Below are 17,116 nucleotides of genomic sequence, written 5' to 3'. Positions count from 1 at the left end.
TCAACGAGAAATCCCTCAGATGCACGATACTTAATTTCCTTTCTTGGGAACAATGCTTAATTTACACCACTTTGACCCTTAACTGAACCGTATTGGGGACTAGGGACTTTGATTACCAAAAAGAACCGCGTCGATTTGTCCAAATTCGCGATCGCGCTATTGTCAAAATTCGGGAACTGGTGCTGAGACTTGCTCACCTTAACCGGGTACAGTCACCGATCGTGAACCGAGCGCGGCAGGATTTAGCTTGGCAGTTTCCAGAAGTGGCACTGGTGAAATCAGTCCGCGGTGAAGCTGGAGAAGTACCGCTACTGTGGGGCTGGTTAGCTCTTGAGAGAAAATCCACATATGACCGCATCTACTCCCAAAGCGTGGGATTAGGCCTCACAGACACAGTTCGCCAACACGCAAAACGGATCTGTGACCTCCAGAGAGAGGAACACGTCATCGAGGCAGAGTTGAGAGAATTGCTTGCTGATTCTCGCTTTGATCATTACCGCACAGTTTTTAAAAAGTTTGGGTTTGGCGATCGCCTTTGCTCGGTGATCATCTCTCAGATTTACCCCATTGAGGGGTTCTTAGATGCAGAAGGTAAACCAGAGGTGAAAATACGCCAGGGGCGAAACTCCAAAAAGCCGACCAAACGTCACCTTTCACTGAGAAGATTTCAAAAAGCTTTAGGTGCTGCTCCCTCAATGGAAGCATCCGGCGATAGCCGTAAAGCCAAAGTAGTGGGCGGATCGGATTTGTGTCGCAAGTCTCTATGGCAGTGGGTTTTTACAAGGATCGAGCCGAAGCGATCGCGCCTTAAAAATGAAATTGGTAAAAGCCTGGGTGAACAGTTAGATACTGAAAAAGCAGCGGGCCGACCAGTGAAGCTTGTTAGAAATCGGGTTGCAGCCAAGGCAGCGCGGTTATTGTTTCGGGAACTGGTAAAGAAATGACTAATATTTATTTAGACACTAACCGACTAGCGGCACTAGTTCGCAACAAGCGGGGCAATAAAGGGTTGCGCGAAATATCCGCAAAAATTGGCAATGTTAGTCCATCTACACTATCAAGGATAGAAAATGGCAGTATACCCGACATGGAGACATTTATAGCTCTTTGCAATTGGTTAAAAGTGCCACCAGGTGATTTATTTCTGACTGACCAACAAGAACTAGAGTTAGATACTGAGCAAGAAATTGTCTTGTTGATATTGGGAGATAAACGTCTTGATTCGGATACAGCTTATGCGCTGTCCCAAATTATCAAAGCAACCTATCGTTATTTGCTAGAGTGAAACTCTAAATGTAAAATTTGGTTAGAGATTTGCAGGAAGGTTACCGAATCAGCGCGAATCGGTTCAAGGTTGAGTTCGGTTTTGAGTACTTGGATATCTGAGGTGTCAGATGCAAGTAACCATCTGGCAAAGTCACCAGGGTATTTTTCAGCAAGGTATTTGCAGGTGTTATCGTAACTCAAGGCGATCGCCACTATAAAATTCAGATGGATTAAACGTAGGTTGGGTTTCCTTACGTCAACCCAACTGACATTTAATGCACAATTTTAGCCTTGACATGGCACTAGATTTATGCATGAAGTGGATTATTGCAGCAAAGGAGTTGTGCTTTTACCGTTAGTTGACGCATTGGCAATTGCAGCTTGAGCAGGTTGAGTAGCAAGAACCGCTACAAGTGGAGCAACTTTTGAACTAGATTGTTTACTTCTTTTTCGATTAGAGCCGCCAGCTTTGGAATACTCTATACTGTTTTTGCCATAGACAGTTGCAACTCCACTTAGCATTCGTTCAGACATTTCGGAGAGGGCTTTATCCATCTGGGTTATTGTTTTACGCGATTCTTCAAGATTGGACACAAGCGTATTATGAGCTTCTAACGTCGCACGGGTAGTGTTGATGAAATGGTTGTAGGCTTCAATGGTTAATCCATGTCCTAAATCCAGATTTTCTTCAACGGATTTAAGCAAGGCGAGACGAAGTTGGGCTTTGTCAACAGCAGCAGAACCACGAGTTCTTAAAGACATGAGATATCCTTTTTTTAATAATTCCTTTTTCAACATAGTGGAGTATCCTTTTACCTGAGATGGGTAGTTTTGTGGATTTATTTCATTAAAAGTTCAACGAACTAATTACGAGTTTGTCTGTATTTTTACTCATTTTTAATATCGATTTCTTGTTTGAGAATAAGTGCAATCAGCAACAGGAATCGCCGAAATCATAAATGCAGTCGCCAAATCAATAAATGCGATCGCCGAAATCATAAATGCAGTCGCCAAATCAATAAATGCGATCGCCGAAATCATAAATGCGATCGCCGAAATCATAAATGCGATCGCCAAATCAATAAATGCGATCGCCGAAATCATAAATGCGATCCCTAAATCAATAAATGCGATCGCCAAAATAACATTATAAAGGGGAAACTAGAACATCTAATTCCCTCCCCTTTATAAGCTACGGTGTACACACAAGTCGAATTACCCCCCTTAATCCCCCCTTAGAAAGGGGGGAAAAAAGAAATCTAGTTCCCTCCCTTTAGAAAGGGGGGAAAAAAGAAATCTAGTTCCCTCCCCTTTATAAGGGGAGGGTTAGGGTGGGGTAACTTCCCTCAACCGACAAATAACTTCGCTAATCTTATCCACCACACCATCAATATCTTGATAAACTTCTTGATTCGTAAATCTCAAAATCCTCGTACCTTTTGATTCCAAAAATGCTTGGCGATCGCAGTCATATTCTGGAACTCCATCTTGATAGTGACTATCACCATCAATTTCTATGGCAAGTCTCAATTCCGAAGAATAAAAATCCACTACAAATCTGTCAATACTGTATTGTCTGCGAAATTTACAGCTTTCAATTTGTTGATTTCTAAGTTTTGCCCAAACTATTTTTTCAGATGGGGGCATATTGTTTCTGAGAGTTTGCCGTTTTTGCTTTTCTGAGGTTTGGTTATACAGTTTTGTCATCAGCGTTTTCATATTCCTGGAATGTGCTTATTATTCCCTGGATTACCCCCCTTAATCCCCCCTTGTAAAGGGGGGAAACAAGAGATAGAGATTCTTGTTCCCTCCCCTTTACAAGGGGAGGGTTAGGGTGGGGTAATTCGAGGACTGGTAGTAATTCGATAACTTGTGTGTACACCGTAGCCAATACATCGGGGAGGGTTAGGGAGGGGTAATTCAATAACTTGCGTGTACACCGTAGCCTTTTTAACGAGGATCTAAAACTTTTTACCCCTCATTTTTCAGAAATTGAGGATAATATCGTTGAAGCTTCATCAAGATGCGTCTAACTCACACCTGCTCATGAACGAACAGCGTTTACAGGCTTATAATCAGCTAATTCAAACCCTGCTAAGTTGCCCTAGCGGGGAAGAACCAGAGATATTAGCAGCGAATACAGAATTGCTAGATGCTGACTTTGTGCAGGTTGTTGTAGCAGCAGCAGAGCATTTTGCCCAGCAGGGAGAGGAAAATACTGCCGAGTGGTTAAGAAACTTAGCAACATATCTCACTACCCCAGAAACTACCCCCATCACTCAAGAAGATATAGACACTTACAGGCAATTTTTACAAGAAATACTGCAAGCAACAGCAGAAAGCAACGGCGATGCTGAAGTAATTTACCCATTGCTGGCAGCAAATACCGATAAACTCAATGATATTTTTGCTGATTTGTTGCGCCGTTGGGCAACAAATACCCTAGCAGAAGCGGAACCAGATACAGCAGAATACATTGCCGAGGTGATTAGTAATTTTAGTAATCTGATTCAGCAATTCCCCTTGGGTAGCAAAGCCAGCAATATGGAAATTGCGATCGCTGGCTACGAAATCGCCTTAACTGTTTATACCCGCAGCGCCTTTCCTGTTGATTGGGCAACCACGCAAAATAATCTGGGGATTGCTTACTGTGAGAGAATAAAAGGAGAACCAGCCGAGAATATTGAAAGTGCGATCGCTGCTTTTTCTACTGCTCTGGAAGTAAGAACCCGCAGCGCCTTTCCTGTTGATTGGGCAACGACTCAAAATAATCTGGGGAATGCTTACCGTGTCAGAATATTCGGAGAACGATCTGAGAATTTGGAAAAGGCGATCGCTGCTTATAAAGCAGCACTGAAAGTCAGAACCCGCAGCGCTTTTCCTGAAGATTGGGCAATGACACAAAATAATCTGGCCACTGCTTACAGTATCAGAATATTAGGAGAACAAGCCGAGAATATTGAATTAGCGATCGCTGCTTATAGAGCCGCACAGGAAGTCAGAACCCGCAGGGCTTTTCCTGAAGATTGGGCAATGACACAAAATAATCTGGCCACTGCTTACGGTAGCAGAATACTAGGAGAGCGAGCCGAGAATATTGAATTGGCGATCGCTGCTTTTACTGAGGCACTGGAAGTATACACCCGTAGCGCCTTTCCCCAAGATTGGGCAACAACGCACAATAATCTGGGGCTTGCTTACCATAACAGAATATTAGGAAAACGAGCCGAGAATATTGAATTAGCGATCACTGCTTATTCTGCTGCACTCAAAGTCTTAACCCGCAGCACCTTTCCCCAAGATTGGGCAATGACGCAAAATAATATCGGGAATGCTTACCTTGACAGAATATTAGGAAAACGAGCCGGGAATATTGAATTAGCAATCAATGCTTATTTTGCTGCACTGTCCGTATATACCCAAAGCGCCTTTCCCCAAAACCATGCGGAAACTTTATTCAATCTCGGTCTTGTCTATCAAGAAACAGAACAATTTGACTTAGCTTACAATACCTTTGCCTCTGCTATTGCTACAGTCGAAGCTTTGCGCGGAGATATTGTTTCTGGCGATGAAGCCAAGCGTAAACAAGCAGAAGAATGGAATCAACTTTATAAACACATGGTGGAAGTTTGCCTGGAATTCAAAAGAGACACCGAGGCAATAGAATATATTGAACGTAGCAAAACCCGCAATTTAGTAGAACTGTTAACTAAAGCAACATCAACAAGCCTAGAAAGGTTGCCTTTAGTTAGTAGCAGCATCCAATTTTCAGAAATTCAAAAACTCTTAGATAACAAAACTACAATCATCGAATGGTATCTTTTTAATGATTGTTTTCGCGTTTTCATGATCACCAGCGACAACAAGCCAGCCATCTGGCATTCTAGTCAACAAGACTTAGATGCCTTAATCGATTGGACAAATGAATATCTAGATGACTACTACAACCCGGAAGACGAAAATAAAATCCAATGGCAGAATCAGCTAGAAGAACGCCTGAAAAAGTTAGCATAAATTCTGCATATTGAGGATATCTTAGACCAAATACCCAAACAATGCGACAGATTAATCCTTATTCCTCATCGCAACTTACACCTGTTTCCTCTCCATGCTTTACCTGTCAAAGAATCATACCTAATTGACTTATTCCCCAACGGTGTAGGCTATGCACCCAGTTGTCAACTTCTGCAACAAGTCCAATTGCGTCAATGTCGTGATTTTCAATCTTTATTTGCTATCCAAAACCCCACAGAAGATTTATATCAAGGCTACGAAAAAGATTTAGTAGCAGTTGCAGCCATCAAAAAACAGTTTAATGATGTTAAGATTTTGAAGCAAGACCAAGCTAACAAGCCAGCAATTCTGCTCGGCATTAATGAAAATATTCACAATGTTATACTAAATGAAAAATTGCTGAAAGCTAACTGTGTTTTTTTCTTTTGTCATGGATACTTTAACTCTGCTTCTCCCCAAGATTCTGGTTTACAGTTAGCTGATGGAAACCTGACTTTAGCAGATATCATTACTTACTTCAAACTAGAAAACTGCCGCCTAGTCACTCTCTCTGCTTGCGAAACTGGTTTTACCGACTTCACAAGCACTAGTGATGAATACATTGGTTTCCCCAGTGGATTTTTGTTAGCTGGTAGCACTAATGTAGTCAGTAGCCTTTGGACTGTAAGTGCTACAGCTACAGCTTTATTGATGATTAAATTTTACGAAGAACTACAGCAGCAAAGTAATATTGTATTAGCTTTAAATACAGCACAACGTTGGTTAAGGGATACGACAGTCAAAGGCTTTCAAAATTGGCTGAGTAATTGCTCACTAAGTCTAGTTTGGCAGGCACAACTAAATCAATATTTTGATGATCAGCATGAAAATGCCTCAACCAAACCTTTTGAATCACCTTTTTATTGGGCTGCTTTTTGTAACATAGGTAAAGGAGTTTAGAAAATGTCAGTTTATAAAAATAGCGTCTTAGCTTTTATTCAAGTGCTTGACTCTCAATCAAAATTGATTCCTACTCAAGACTGGAATGAATTGCAGCAACTATCTAATCAGTTACCAGAAGACAATGAGGAAATTTCAGAAATTATAGAAAATTGGTTGCAACCAGAATCTCGTAGTCAACTTCTAGAAGCCTACAAGCAATACCTGAAATCACTCGCTGTTGCATCTCCTATTGATGGAGACAGAAACATAGGAATAGCTAATAGTAAATCACAAACTCCAGTCAATCAACCTAGTGAATCATCAAAGGAACTTGTAGATAACGCCATAAAAAACAACTCTCCTTTGTCTGAAAACACGAAAGCCGACAAAAAATAGTGAAGAATTTCAGCCTCAGCCTCTATGCTTTTCATCTTCACCACACCCTAACTGAACTTCCTGGTGAAGTTCTGGCAGATGCTAATCTCTTGTGGGAAAATCTGGTGAAACTGGGTGAAGGTTCGCTAACTTTTGTTGGGTTGAAAGATTTACGCTCAAAATTAATTTGTTATCAAAATGGTAAATACGACCCGAAGCGGGAAATAGGAAGAATACCAGAACGGTTAATTGATGCTCAAGATTTAGATTTGGGTAGTCTTCCCACAGCAGAAGGCTTTAAAATTAATGCTAATCTTCAGCCTTTTTTGCTTAACGATACCTACGCAGTTGATTTAACTCTGGTTCCAGAATCACCATACATTTCCATAGACATAGCACAACTGCAATATTTTAAACCAAGTTCCTTACTACCATCTAATATTCAAGCATCTTTAGGACAAACATTATTGATTTATGGAGAAGTAGATCCAACTGAAGATTGTGATAAACTAGCTAAAAAATTAGCAATAGCCTTAGTAGCTGGCACAAATTTAAATACTGTACGAACACAACAGGGAAAACTGTTTGGTAGTCTTTTATTTGAATACCAAGCACTTGACGCAGATAAACCAGATAATCCTGCCAAACAAAGCCATATTTTAATACTCATTAATAATAGTCAAGCTGCAACAGCAACACTTGCAGTAGAAGCTTATGACTGGTTGCTAAATTTACTTTGTAGCTACCACAAAATACTTTACATTTATGAAATAGCACGTCAACGCTACCGAGAAGCGAGAACAATTTATAGTGATTTAGAAAATAAAATCCAAAAATTTAATAGCCTGATATCTGAAAATCAAACACAATTATCTGGCTTAAAAAGCTTAATGGGAGAAATCCCCACAAAAAGCTTTGATTACACCAGATGTTTGCAAGATTTACAAACGCACCACACAGCAATTACTACTAATATTACTAATTACAGAATTTGTTTAGAGAATATTCAAACTATTGGTAGCGGAAATAGCCCCCAATTTTGGCAAGATTTTATTAATAAAGACTGTAAAAAATGGCAAGAACAAATACAAACAGATATTAACTATCTGACTCCAGGTCAAGAATTGTTTGGACAATTCGTTGATACAATTCGCGGTATAGTAGAAACAGAACAAAGTGAGAGCGATCGCTCCCTAGAAAACACAATTCAAATATTAGGTATAGGCTTTGGCGGTGGTGCGATCGCCTCTGGCGTATTCACAACACACATTGATAAAATTAATCTACCGTTAATACAAAAACATCCCCTTTACGCATCGTTAACTTTAAGCATCATTGCTACCTTGATATTTATCGCTTTAGGTTGGCTGATTACCAAACGTAAATAAAGTAAATTTTTCCGAGAATCTATGGAAATAAAAAATATGACGACAGAACAATTACAAAACTTGATCCGTAACCAGTAGATGAAATTCTAGATGAATACTTTTGTGATATTGATCGAATGATTACCCCCCTTAATCCCCCCTTATAAAGGGGGGAAACAAGAAAATCCGATTCCCTCCCCTTTATAAGGGGAGGGTTAGGGTGGGGTAAAAGAATATTTGATAGATCAATCATAACTTTTCAAATATCCTCTTAGGCAGCGGTGGCGTACACAAGTACTAAAAACCTTGCTCGCTCAAGGCAACTTAACCGTTTTTATCCGCCAAAAAATGTATCCTCGGCGGATTTTTGATGAAAAAAAGATTCATACCAATGTATTTCTCCCCATTCTTTTGGGAATCATAAATTTAGGAAGGTTTAGAAAACGTAACGTATTACTTCCTGAAATATCACGTAACTTTTAAAGGATAATTATGTCTAAACGCAAGTTGCCCAAAGGCCGTAGTACCAGTTCAGTTGCTTTAGAACCAGAAGTTGCGATCGCAGTTATTGGACTCTTTTCCGCAGCTGCTGATGGTGATGGTATAACCCTAGAAGAACAATATGGTTTGAGTAAAATGTTGGGTAGTGTTTCCCAATTTGAAGATTACTCTGATGAAGACTATGAAGAGTTGACTGAGAAAGTTGCCAGCTTGCTAGAAGAAGAAGAACCTCAAGTTTTAATCGATCAGGCGATCGCATCCCTACCGAATAAAGGTTATCGCGAAGCTGCATACATCACCGCTATCTTGGTGGTAGGGATTGATGAGGAAGTACCCGAAACCGAACAAGATTATATCTCTGAGCTTCAGGAAGCCTTGAAGATTTCAGACAAACGAGCACAAGAACTGATAGACGAAGTATTCGGGGCAGATGAGGAAGAAGAGGAAGAGGAAGATGATGAAGATGAAGAAGAAGAAGAGGAAGAATAGTCTTAATTTCCCCCTGTAGAACTGACGTAAAAAAAATGTCATACCAAGGTATTATCATCAAGTAGTTTTAAAAACTATGTGATGACCAGGAAAATTTCTCTTAGCTTAATGCTGCTGTTTCTGGGGACTCAAATTGGTGTTACCCAGCCAGCAGCTAAAGCACAAACCCCAGTTCCGCCAACAACTTCCACAAAATCAATTTGCTCTAGCCAACTGGGAACAGCTATAGATGCTGTAATCAATCGTCCCTTGTTCAGTCGGGGGCGCTGGGGAATTTTGGTACAACCCCTGTCAACCGGGCCAACTCTTTACAGTCGGGATGCTCAGAAATATTTTACTCCTGCATCTAACCTCAAATTGCTGACAACAGCAGCTGCATTGCAGCAATTGGGTGCTAATTTTCGGATTCGCACCTCAATTTATCAGAATGGCAATGGTGTTTTACGTGTTGTTGGTAGGGGAGATCCCAGCTTAAGTGATACTCAACTGCAAACATTGGCACAGCAGCTAAAACACAAAGGTATTACCCAAATTCAGCGGTTGATAGCTGATGATAGTTATATTCAAGGGGATATTGTTAATCCTACCTGGCAATGGGAAGATGTGCAGTCAGACTATGGCGCACCAGTCAGCAGCTTTATTCTAAATCAAAATATTTTTAGCTTAAAACTTGTACCACAGGCTGTAGGTAAATCTTTACAAGTGCTGTGGATTGATGCTGGCGAGGCGAAACAGTGGCGGACAATTAATCAGTCAGTAACCGTTGCCCAAAATCAACCAACCTTCGTCAATGTTACCCGCGAATTATCCGGAACAGTATTACGAATTCAAGGACAACTGACAACGAATTCCGAACCGTCTTTAATAGATTTGCCTGTAGTTGACCCTAATTATTACTTCTTACGGCGCTTCCGTACTGTTTTGGCAACAGAAAAAATTACCTTGGGGCAAACATTAGTAGTAAGTGGTGGTGTTAATCAAGAAGAAATAGCATTTGTAGAGTCGCCACCTTTATCTGAATTATTAATGGAAACTCTTCAGAATAGTAATAATCTTTATGCTGAAGCACTGCTGAGAGCATTAGCTGTGAAAAAACCCAAAATGAAAAATCAGACTAGCGCTGATGTAGGTTTGGAAGTTGTCAAAGCAAGCTTAACTCAATTGGGAGTTGATCCCGCAAATTATATTTTAGTGGATGGTTCGGGTTTATCACGTCGTAACTTAGTGACACCAGAAGCTTTTGTACAAACTTTGCGAGGAATAGCAAGAACACCAGCAGCATATGTGTATCGCGCATCTTTACCCGTGGCGGGTAAAAGTGGAACCTTGAAGGGCCGCTTTGAAAACACATCTGCTGAGGGCATTGTGCAAGCAAAAACAGGTACTTTAACGGGTGTAATTTCTCTATCTGGATATATGAATGTGCCTAAATATGAGCCGTTGGTTTTTAGTATTATTGTGAATCAATCGGAGCAACCTGCAACAGTTGTGCGGCAGGCAATTGATGAAATTGTTGTGTTGTTGACACAGTTGCAGCGTTGTTAAGAAATGTTTATAGATGCAAAATTTCGCGTCTCTACATTTGCCTACTATGGTAACTATCCGTTGTCAGAGATGTGTTCGCGCATCCAATCGCAGTAAGAATTTTGCCCTTCTTGTGGAATAACTGTTATAGACAAAGATAGCGAGTTTCGCAGTTGTATTTGGGTAGATGTATCGGCAATGAACAGATTCACTGAAACCTTGCACTCTTACAACTTCAAGCTGTGGGAGTGTCAATAATTCGGAGTCCCATGATCACTAAGTCGCATTCAACACTGTCAAGTTCGGCAATTTTAGGTAAATGTCCCCAATGCTCAAAACCAAATGTTTCAAAAAGTTTTAAACTGGGTTGATTGTGGGCAAAAATTAAGCATACTAGGGTCTTTAAACCCAAACTAGGACTTTCGCTAATTGCTTGTGCTAATAGTTGTCGTCCCAAACCACATCGATGAAAGTGAGGGGCTATGTAAATACTAATTTCGGCAGTTGTACTATAGGCGGGCCGCCCATAAAAGGATTGGAAACTAAGCCATCCAGCAATTACTCCCTCTACTTCGATTACCCAAAGTGGGCGTTGTGAAGGCGATCGCGCCTTAAACCAAGGAAGGCGACTTTCCACAGATACTGGCTCTAAATCAGCGGTTGCCATGCGGCTAGGAATTGCAGCATTATAAATTGCCACAATAGCAGGCAAGTCAGTTTCAGTTGCATGGCGAATAGTCATTGCTACCGTTTTAGAGAAAATCTTGAGAAAATATTCAAAAATAATACAGCGTTAACAGCGTTCCGAAAGCCGTAACACACCCTAGTAATCTGTCAATAAATAATTGAGGGGTGCGGATTGTTCGTAGTTTGCGCTTTAGCCAAGACAGCGCCAACTACGAACCGATCAAATCAAACTTGACAGATTACTAGACTATCTCACCAGAATAGTTTTGGCTCCCCGTCGTGCCGCTTGGATAGCAGCCGAAGTTCCTCCGGTTCCTCTACCGACAGCTAAGACATCAGCCGTGTATGTCTGATTAACTATCCCTTAACCTCGCTGGAGTTTCGACATATTCTTCCCAGATAGCTTGGACTCAGACAAGATAATTTATTTTATTTTTCGGATATTTCGTTTATGTAGTGTGTATGATTAAGATAGTGAATAAGATTGCCAGTGTAAATTGCATTGCTAATGACAAACCCTGCAATACAGTAGTAGACTAATATGATGTTGAAACAGAACATGTCTTTAGATTCTGTAATATCTCCACAGCTAGAAGCTCAATCTATCAAAGAACTGGATCGCATACTGAGCGTTAAAGATTTTCAGGCGAAACTGGTAGGAGCTAACGGAGAAAAAATTAACATTCCTGAGCCGATTTATCAGGTGTTGCTTCAAGTTGTCCATGCAATGGCATCAGGTAAGGCTATATCTATAATTCCTCAACAACAGGAACTGACGACACAACAAGCGGCTGAACTCCTTAATGTATCACGTCCTTACTTGATCAAGTTATTAGAACAAGGTGAAATTCCTCACATTAAGGTGGGTTCACATCGACGGGTTCGTTTTGATGATTTAATCAATTACAAACAGCAGCGAGATGTGAAGCGTGATCAACTCTTAACTGAGCTAACTCAGATGAGCCAAGAAGCAGGATTCTACGAATAGGAGTAATTCAACCAACAAAATGGCTGAACAGCTTGTTCTCTTAGACTCTTGTGTGATGTTCCCCATGTACCTGCGTGACATTCTACTTCGTTGTGCTAGGGCTGGTTGTTATTTACCTTATTGGTCGCAGGAAATTCTTGATGGTGCAACTCGCAACCTTGTAATTACAGGGAAGATGTCAGTTGAGAGAGCAATGAAGTTGGAGGGGACAATTACAGCAGCCTTTCCAGAAGCAATGGTGGAAGTGCCAAATGGATTACCTGAAATTATGACAAATCACCCTGGTGATCGCCATGTTCTGGCTGCTGCTGTCACAGCTAAGGCTGATATAATTGTCACCTCAAATCTCAAGCATTTTCAAGCCAAGGATCTGGCTGGTTGGGAAATAGAAGCGCAACACCCAGATACCTTTCTTACTCACCTTTACAATCTTGACCCAAACTCCATACTTCAAGTAATACAGCGATGGTCTCTAGATTTAAAAAAGCCCCCGCTGACTTTTGTCGAGCTACTTGATCTGCTCAGTAAAGAAGTACCAATATTCGCCAGTAAGGTTTTATCGCATGAATACAGTGAAAGTATTTTCCATACTACAAACAAAGCTCTGAATATAGTAGGAAGACCAATACCAGAGGGTGGTCGATATTTAGAAGGTGAACGGTATCGACTCTGGCAAAAGAGGGGAATTTTAACAATTACTGCTAAAGATAATAGGGGTAATCTCCTAGAAGTTAAGAATGGCAAAATTCAAGGAAAGTTCTCATCAGCGGATATAAAGGCATTCCAAGTATTTGAACAGAGCTTACAACAAGAACTAGAACAGGCTAAGACACAGAAATCACAAATCTGATAGCCTAACGTTGACTGCTAATGTTACATCTAGTATCGTTGAGCGGGGAAAAACCAACGTGAAAGCACAAGTATTTAGAGGCGTCAATCAGCTGTCTTACGAAGATATCCCAGTTCCAACCCTAGAACCAGATGAAGTGCTGGTACAGGTGCGGGTAGTGGGGTTGTGTCAGTCAGATATTAAAAAAATTCGTTATCCACTGTATGAACCGCCGCGCATTTTTGGACATGAAACTGCCGGCACGATCGCAGCACTAGGCAATAATGTCAAAGGTTGGCAAGTTGGACAACGGGTAGCGGTGATGCACCACATCCCCTGTATGCGTTGCACCTACTGCCTAAATGATAATTTCTCCATGTGCGATGTTTACAAAAACATCTCCACAACCGCAGGCTTTAACGCCAGTGGCGGCGGTTTTGCTGATTATGTCAAGGTTCCCGGACATATTGTCCAAAATGGCGGGCTGATTCCTATCCCCGATCGCATCAGTTTTGAAGAAGCGAGTTTTGTAGAACCGACTAACTGCTGCTTGAAAGCTGTTAAAAAAGCCCAAATTGCCCCAGGACAAACTGTCTTAGTTACTGGTGCTGGGCCAATTGGGTTAATGTTTATCATGTTGGCGAAGTATTTCGGAGCAAAAGCGATCGCCACCGATTTACTGCCCTCAAGAATCCAAAAAGCCTTGAGTGTTGGTGCAGAGGCGGCTTTTGATGCTCGTGATCCCGATTTACCAGCAAAAATCCATGCCCTAACTGGTGGAGTGGGTGTTGATGTTACCCTGCTGGCTGTTCCTAGTGATAAAGCTTTCTTTCAAGCACTAGATTGTACCCGTAAGGGTGGCAAAATCTTGTTTTTCGCTGAATTCCCTGATGAGGTGGAAATTTCCATCAACCCCAATATCCTCTACCGTCGGGAAATTGACTTGATCGGCAGTTACAGCTCATCTTATCGGCTTCAGAGTCTATCAGCTGATATTGTATTTAATCAGCGGATTGACGTGCAAGCGTTGATTAGCGATCACTATCCATTAAAAGATTTATCAGCAGCTGTGGAAGTTGCGATCGCACCCACACCGGATACTTATAAAATCTTAATTTATCCGTAAAAGGGAGATGAAGGAGATGAGGAAGCAATTTTTCTCCCCCATCTCCTCCTGCTCCCTCGTCTTTTTGTTAAACTCAAAAAAATGCTTATTACCCTAGTTGCAGTCGCTCTACTAGCCTTCTACGTCGCCTGGAATCTCGGAGCAAACGATGTTGCTAACGCAATGGGAACCTCTGTAGGTTCCAAAGCTGTTACTCTCAAACAGGCATTAATAATTGCTGGGGTATTAGAGTTTACAGGGGCTGTATTGTTTGGACATGAAGTAACCGAAACCCTAGCGACGAAAATTGCTAATCCCGCTTTATTCGCAGCTACACCTCAAATATTCGTTGTTGGGATGGTAACGGTGCTAATTTCCTGTGGTGTGTGGTTGCAAATTGCCACATCACGCGGTTTACCTGTATCCTCTTCTCATGCAGTTGTTGGTGCGATCGCTGGATTTAGTTGGGTAGCTTTGGGAGTAGGTGCAATTGATTGGTCATCAATTGGCTTGATCACCATTGGCTGGGTTTTGACGCCGTTAATTAGTGGTGCGATCGCCGCTTTATTTTACAGTCAAATCAAGCACTGGATTTTGGATCAACCCAATCAACTAGTGCAGTTACAAGAGTGGATTCCCTGGTTGAGTACTCTACTGCTAGGTGTATTTGGCGTAATTGTATTACCATCGCTGACTGAACCGCTAACCAATTTTGTAATTGAGCAAGCTGGTTTTCCAATCCCTGCTTATGATATCCCACTCTTAACGGGTGCAATCGCAGCAGTTGGACTCACTATCATTAGTTGGCGACAATTGGAAGATTTAGGGGAAGTGGAGGAAAAATTCCCACCCCAGACTCAGGAATTACCACCAATCCAAAATCGTTCGACTGAGCGACTTGTACCGAGCGAACTTGTGCCGAGCGAAGTCCAGGTAGTCGAGGTAAGCCGAAGTCCAAAATCTCAAATCGTTCGACTGAGCGAAGTCGAAGTCCAAAATCCAGTTGAGCGCTTATTCGGACGATTCCAACTGCTAAGTGCTTGCTTTGTAGCCTTTGCTCATGGTTCTAATGATGTGGGAAATGCGATCGCTCCTTTAGCTGCGATCGTCTACATTAATCGCACTGGTAGCGTACCTACAGATGGGATCACTATCCCGATTTGGATTTTAATCCTTGGTGGTGCTGGTATTGTTGGTGGTTTAGCTGTCTGGGGTAAAAAAGTCATCGCCACTATTGGCGAAAACATTATTGCCTTGCAACCTAGTAGTGGATTTTGTGCCGAACTTGCTACTGCTACCACCATCCTCATTGCCTCCCGGCTAGGTTTACCAGTCTCCACCTCCCACGCTCTCGTCGGCGGTGTAGTTGGTATTGGACTAGTGCAAAATATCAAGTCGATTAAGTTCAAAACACTACAAGGCATTGCCGCCGCATGGCTAATTACAATCCCCGTGAGTGCTGGCCTGTGCGCTGCTATCTTTAGCATCGCTCGGATTTTATTCCTGTAAGAATTATTAATATTTTGCTAACTTTTTCCTTTACTGCATCTACTCGCAGCAAAACATAAACTGCAACAACGCCAAAAAAGCGGGTTTTTGCAGAATTGCTGCTGATTCATTAGAATGTTGTGCAGGGGATAGCGTAACTTTGAATTTCCACAGAAAGATACTTTAATCTCTATTTAGAGATGTAAACTGTCACACAAGTTACATTCCACACAAATTTACAGCTAGTTTCGCAACTCAGACAATTTTGTGGCGGTAGCGCACGCATCTACAAGTCTTTGATAATTACTATTGGCAGCAAAACAATAAATATTTATTTGGAGTGAGATTTCTTTGAAAGTAAAAATCTCATTGGCGAATAATTGATGTAAATTAAACTGATCAAATACTTTTGTCAATGCTGAACAAAACACCGTGGATTAAGCACTATCGCAAATTTGATGCTTTGCCAAGTTGTGTTCAGTATGACAAAATTACGTTGAAATGCGGAAGTGCTGTTAAAATTTTTAATTTATCTGGCAAAATACAGGAAATTAAGATGAGCGCCAAGAAATTGTACGGGAAGCAGCTTTATCGTCAAGGTGTTAGAGGTTAGAAGCTAATGGGGCGATTCGAGAAGCAACCAGAAAACCCGAGAGTCAGAGGCGAGCTATCTAGAGCAGCAGAAAATGCTCTTTGGGCTGTAGTTGAAGACCTAGAAAATCTTCAGCAGAATGTCCTCAGAGTGTTGCAAGAAGATGTAAAGCGGCTTCAGTCAGAAAAAAATCGGTTATCTGATGACATTCAAAGCTTGCTAGAGGAAAAAGAGCATTTACAACAAGTGCGCCAAATTACTGAACAGCAAGTGTTAATTCGTCAACTGGCAGAAGTTCTGGCAAAGCATATATCTTCACAACTGCAATCCTCTCTGGCGACTTTAGCTAACCAAACCATAGAGGGCAAGTCTTATGATCAAGCTGCGCTGAAATCCGCCCAAGTGAGCAGCAATGTTGTAGTAGGTGAAATCAATGAAAAAGTTGAACACATGTTTGACAGCCTGGATGACACCGTTACTGTAACCTTTAACTCGCTGCAACAGGAGCTGAAGAACTATCAAAGTAATCTTTCCCAACAGTTGTCACGGATGTATAGCCAGCAGCAGCAAGGGGAAACGATTTTGGCGGAGTTTGTTAATCGCCTGCATGGAGAACTAGAAAAAACTATAGAAGAAACTTCACGCAAACCAGCAACAGCAGGTACACCTACTGTTTTGCAGTTTACGGAGCCAGAGAAAAACAGTTCTTTTGAGACATCCCCGCCACCGTTTGGCGAAGTAGTAAGAAATTCCTCTGAGCCAATTTCCCCGATCCCGAATAAATTTTTAGAAAGGGAAACTAAATCAGAGCCGACGATTGTTAGAGAAAACGCCGCGAACCCAATTTCTGCTCCCAGCAAGGACTTGTCCCAAAGGGAAACTAAATCAGAGCCGACGATTGTTAGAGAAAACGCCGCGAACCCAATTTCTGTCCCCAGCAAGGACTTGTTTCAAAAGGAAACTAAATCAG

At 41.5% G+C, this 17,116-nt stretch carries 15 protein-coding genes and 4 pseudogenes; 14 read left to right on the top strand and 5 right to left on the bottom strand.

Translation table 11 applies throughout. The annotated features are described in order from the left end of the window. Positions 1-107: 107 nt before the first annotated feature. Both V7K49_RS01985 and V7K49_RS01980 read left to right on the top strand, forming a co-directional pair. A pseudogene (locus V7K49_RS01985) lies at positions 108-944 on the top strand (IS110 family transposase); the annotation flags it as partial. Then, on the top strand, positions 941-1,285 hold the full coding sequence (locus V7K49_RS01980) for a helix-turn-helix domain-containing protein (RefSeq protein WP_335204310.1): 345 nt from the start codon (positions 941-943) through the stop codon (positions 1,283-1,285). The pseudogene V7K49_RS01985 and the gene V7K49_RS01980, both read left to right, overlap by 4 nt. Here V7K49_RS01980 and V7K49_RS01975 read toward each other — a convergent pair. Together V7K49_RS01975 and V7K49_RS01970 are read right to left on the bottom strand one after the other, a co-directional pair. After that, a pseudogene (locus V7K49_RS01975) lies at positions 1,279-1,467 on the bottom strand (hypothetical protein); the annotation flags it as partial. The gene V7K49_RS01980 and the pseudogene V7K49_RS01975 sit on opposite strands and share 7 nt — an antisense overlap. 123 nt (positions 1,468-1,590) lie before the next feature. Next, on the bottom strand, positions 1,591-2,064 hold the full coding sequence (locus tag V7K49_RS01970; protein WP_334869349.1) for a hypothetical protein: 474 nt from the start codon (positions 2,062-2,064) through the stop codon (positions 1,591-1,593). A 127-nt stretch (positions 2,065-2,191) separates the two neighbouring features. Here V7K49_RS01970 and V7K49_RS01965 point away from each other — a divergent pair, with 127 nt between their 5' ends. After that, positions 2,192-2,419 (top strand): hypothetical protein, encoded by a 228-nt coding sequence (locus tag V7K49_RS01965; RefSeq protein ID WP_335204309.1) that lies wholly within the window; start codon positions 2,192-2,194, stop codon positions 2,417-2,419. A 173-nt stretch (positions 2,420-2,592) separates the two neighbouring features. Here V7K49_RS01965 and V7K49_RS01960 read toward each other — a convergent pair whose 3' ends face one another. Then, on the bottom strand, positions 2,593-2,973 hold the full coding sequence (locus V7K49_RS01960; RefSeq protein ID WP_335204308.1) for an endonuclease domain-containing protein: 381 nt from the start codon (positions 2,971-2,973) through the stop codon (positions 2,593-2,595). A 339-nt stretch (positions 2,974-3,312) separates the two neighbouring features. Here V7K49_RS01960 and V7K49_RS01955 point away from each other — a divergent pair, with 339 nt between their 5' ends. From V7K49_RS01955 to dacB, 6 genes are all read left to right on the top strand, one after another. Next, entirely contained in the window at positions 3,313-5,280 is a 1,968-nt protein-coding gene (locus tag V7K49_RS01955; RefSeq protein ID WP_335204306.1) for a tetratricopeptide repeat protein, read from the top strand. Further along, a complete protein-coding gene (locus V7K49_RS01950) occupies positions 5,281-6,219 on the top strand; it encodes a CHAT domain-containing protein (RefSeq protein ID WP_335204313.1) in 939 nt (312 codons plus the stop codon). A 3-nt stretch (positions 6,220-6,222) separates the two neighbouring features. Beyond that, positions 6,223-6,597 carry a hypothetical protein gene (locus V7K49_RS01945; protein WP_335204304.1) on the top strand — a complete coding sequence of 125 codons (375 nt, stop codon included), beginning with the start codon at positions 6,223-6,225 and terminating at the stop codon, positions 6,595-6,597. Next, a complete protein-coding gene (locus tag V7K49_RS01940; protein WP_335204303.1) occupies positions 6,597-7,964 on the top strand; it encodes a hypothetical protein in 1,368 nt (455 codons plus the stop codon). Before V7K49_RS01945 ends, V7K49_RS01940 begins: the two co-directional genes overlap by 1 nt. Before the next feature lie 471 nt (positions 7,965-8,435). Beyond that, complete coding sequence (locus V7K49_RS01935) at positions 8,436-8,933, top strand: tellurite resistance TerB family protein (RefSeq protein ID WP_335067920.1); 498 nt, start codon at positions 8,436-8,438, stop codon at positions 8,931-8,933. A gap of 81 nt (positions 8,934-9,014) precedes the next feature. Next, a complete protein-coding gene (gene dacB, locus V7K49_RS01930) occupies positions 9,015-10,478 on the top strand; it encodes a D-alanyl-D-alanine carboxypeptidase/D-alanyl-D-alanine endopeptidase (protein ID WP_335204302.1) in 1,464 nt (487 codons plus the stop codon). Positions 10,479-10,692: 214 nt separating this feature from the next. Here the strand turns inward: dacB and V7K49_RS01925 are convergent, their stop codons facing one another. Both V7K49_RS01925 and V7K49_RS01920 read right to left on the bottom strand, forming a co-directional pair. Beyond that, positions 10,693-11,199: a GNAT family N-acetyltransferase gene (locus V7K49_RS01925; RefSeq protein ID WP_334869368.1), complete on the bottom strand. Its 507-nt coding sequence runs from the start codon at positions 11,197-11,199 to the stop codon at positions 10,693-10,695. 198 nt (positions 11,200-11,397) lie between these two features. Then, positions 11,398-11,505: pseudogene (locus V7K49_RS01920) on the bottom strand (FAD-dependent oxidoreductase); the annotation flags it as partial. Between the two features lie 198 nt (positions 11,506-11,703). On the opposite strand from V7K49_RS01920, the gene V7K49_RS01915 reads away from it, so the two are divergent. The 5 genes and pseudogenes from V7K49_RS01915 to V7K49_RS01895 form a co-directional block, all read left to right on the top strand. After that, the gene (locus V7K49_RS01915; protein ID WP_335204301.1) at positions 11,704-12,132 is read left to right on the top strand and encodes a helix-turn-helix domain-containing protein; all 429 of its coding nucleotides are present in this window, start codon (positions 11,704-11,706) and stop codon (positions 12,130-12,132) included. A gap of 19 nt (positions 12,133-12,151) precedes the next feature. Continuing rightward, a complete protein-coding gene (locus tag V7K49_RS01910; protein WP_335204300.1) occupies positions 12,152-12,982 on the top strand; it encodes a PIN domain-containing protein in 831 nt (276 codons plus the stop codon). A 58-nt stretch (positions 12,983-13,040) separates the two neighbouring features. Beyond that, positions 13,041-14,087, top strand: a complete 1,047-nt coding sequence (locus tag V7K49_RS01905; RefSeq protein WP_335204312.1) for a zinc-dependent dehydrogenase — start codon at positions 13,041-13,043, stop codon at positions 14,085-14,087. A gap of 81 nt (positions 14,088-14,168) precedes the next feature. Continuing rightward, positions 14,169-15,575: an inorganic phosphate transporter gene (locus tag V7K49_RS01900; RefSeq protein WP_335204299.1), complete on the top strand. Its 1,407-nt coding sequence runs from the start codon at positions 14,169-14,171 to the stop codon at positions 15,573-15,575. A 598-nt stretch (positions 15,576-16,173) separates the two neighbouring features. Continuing rightward, positions 16,174-17,116, top strand: a pseudogene (locus tag V7K49_RS01895) (hypothetical protein); the annotation flags it as partial.

The sequence above is a fragment of the Nostoc sp. genome (assembly GCF_036919675.1).
Classification (GTDB): domain Bacteria; phylum Cyanobacteriota; class Cyanobacteriia; order Cyanobacteriales; family Nostocaceae; genus Nostoc.
This window is presented reverse-complemented; position numbering and strand designations above follow the sequence as displayed.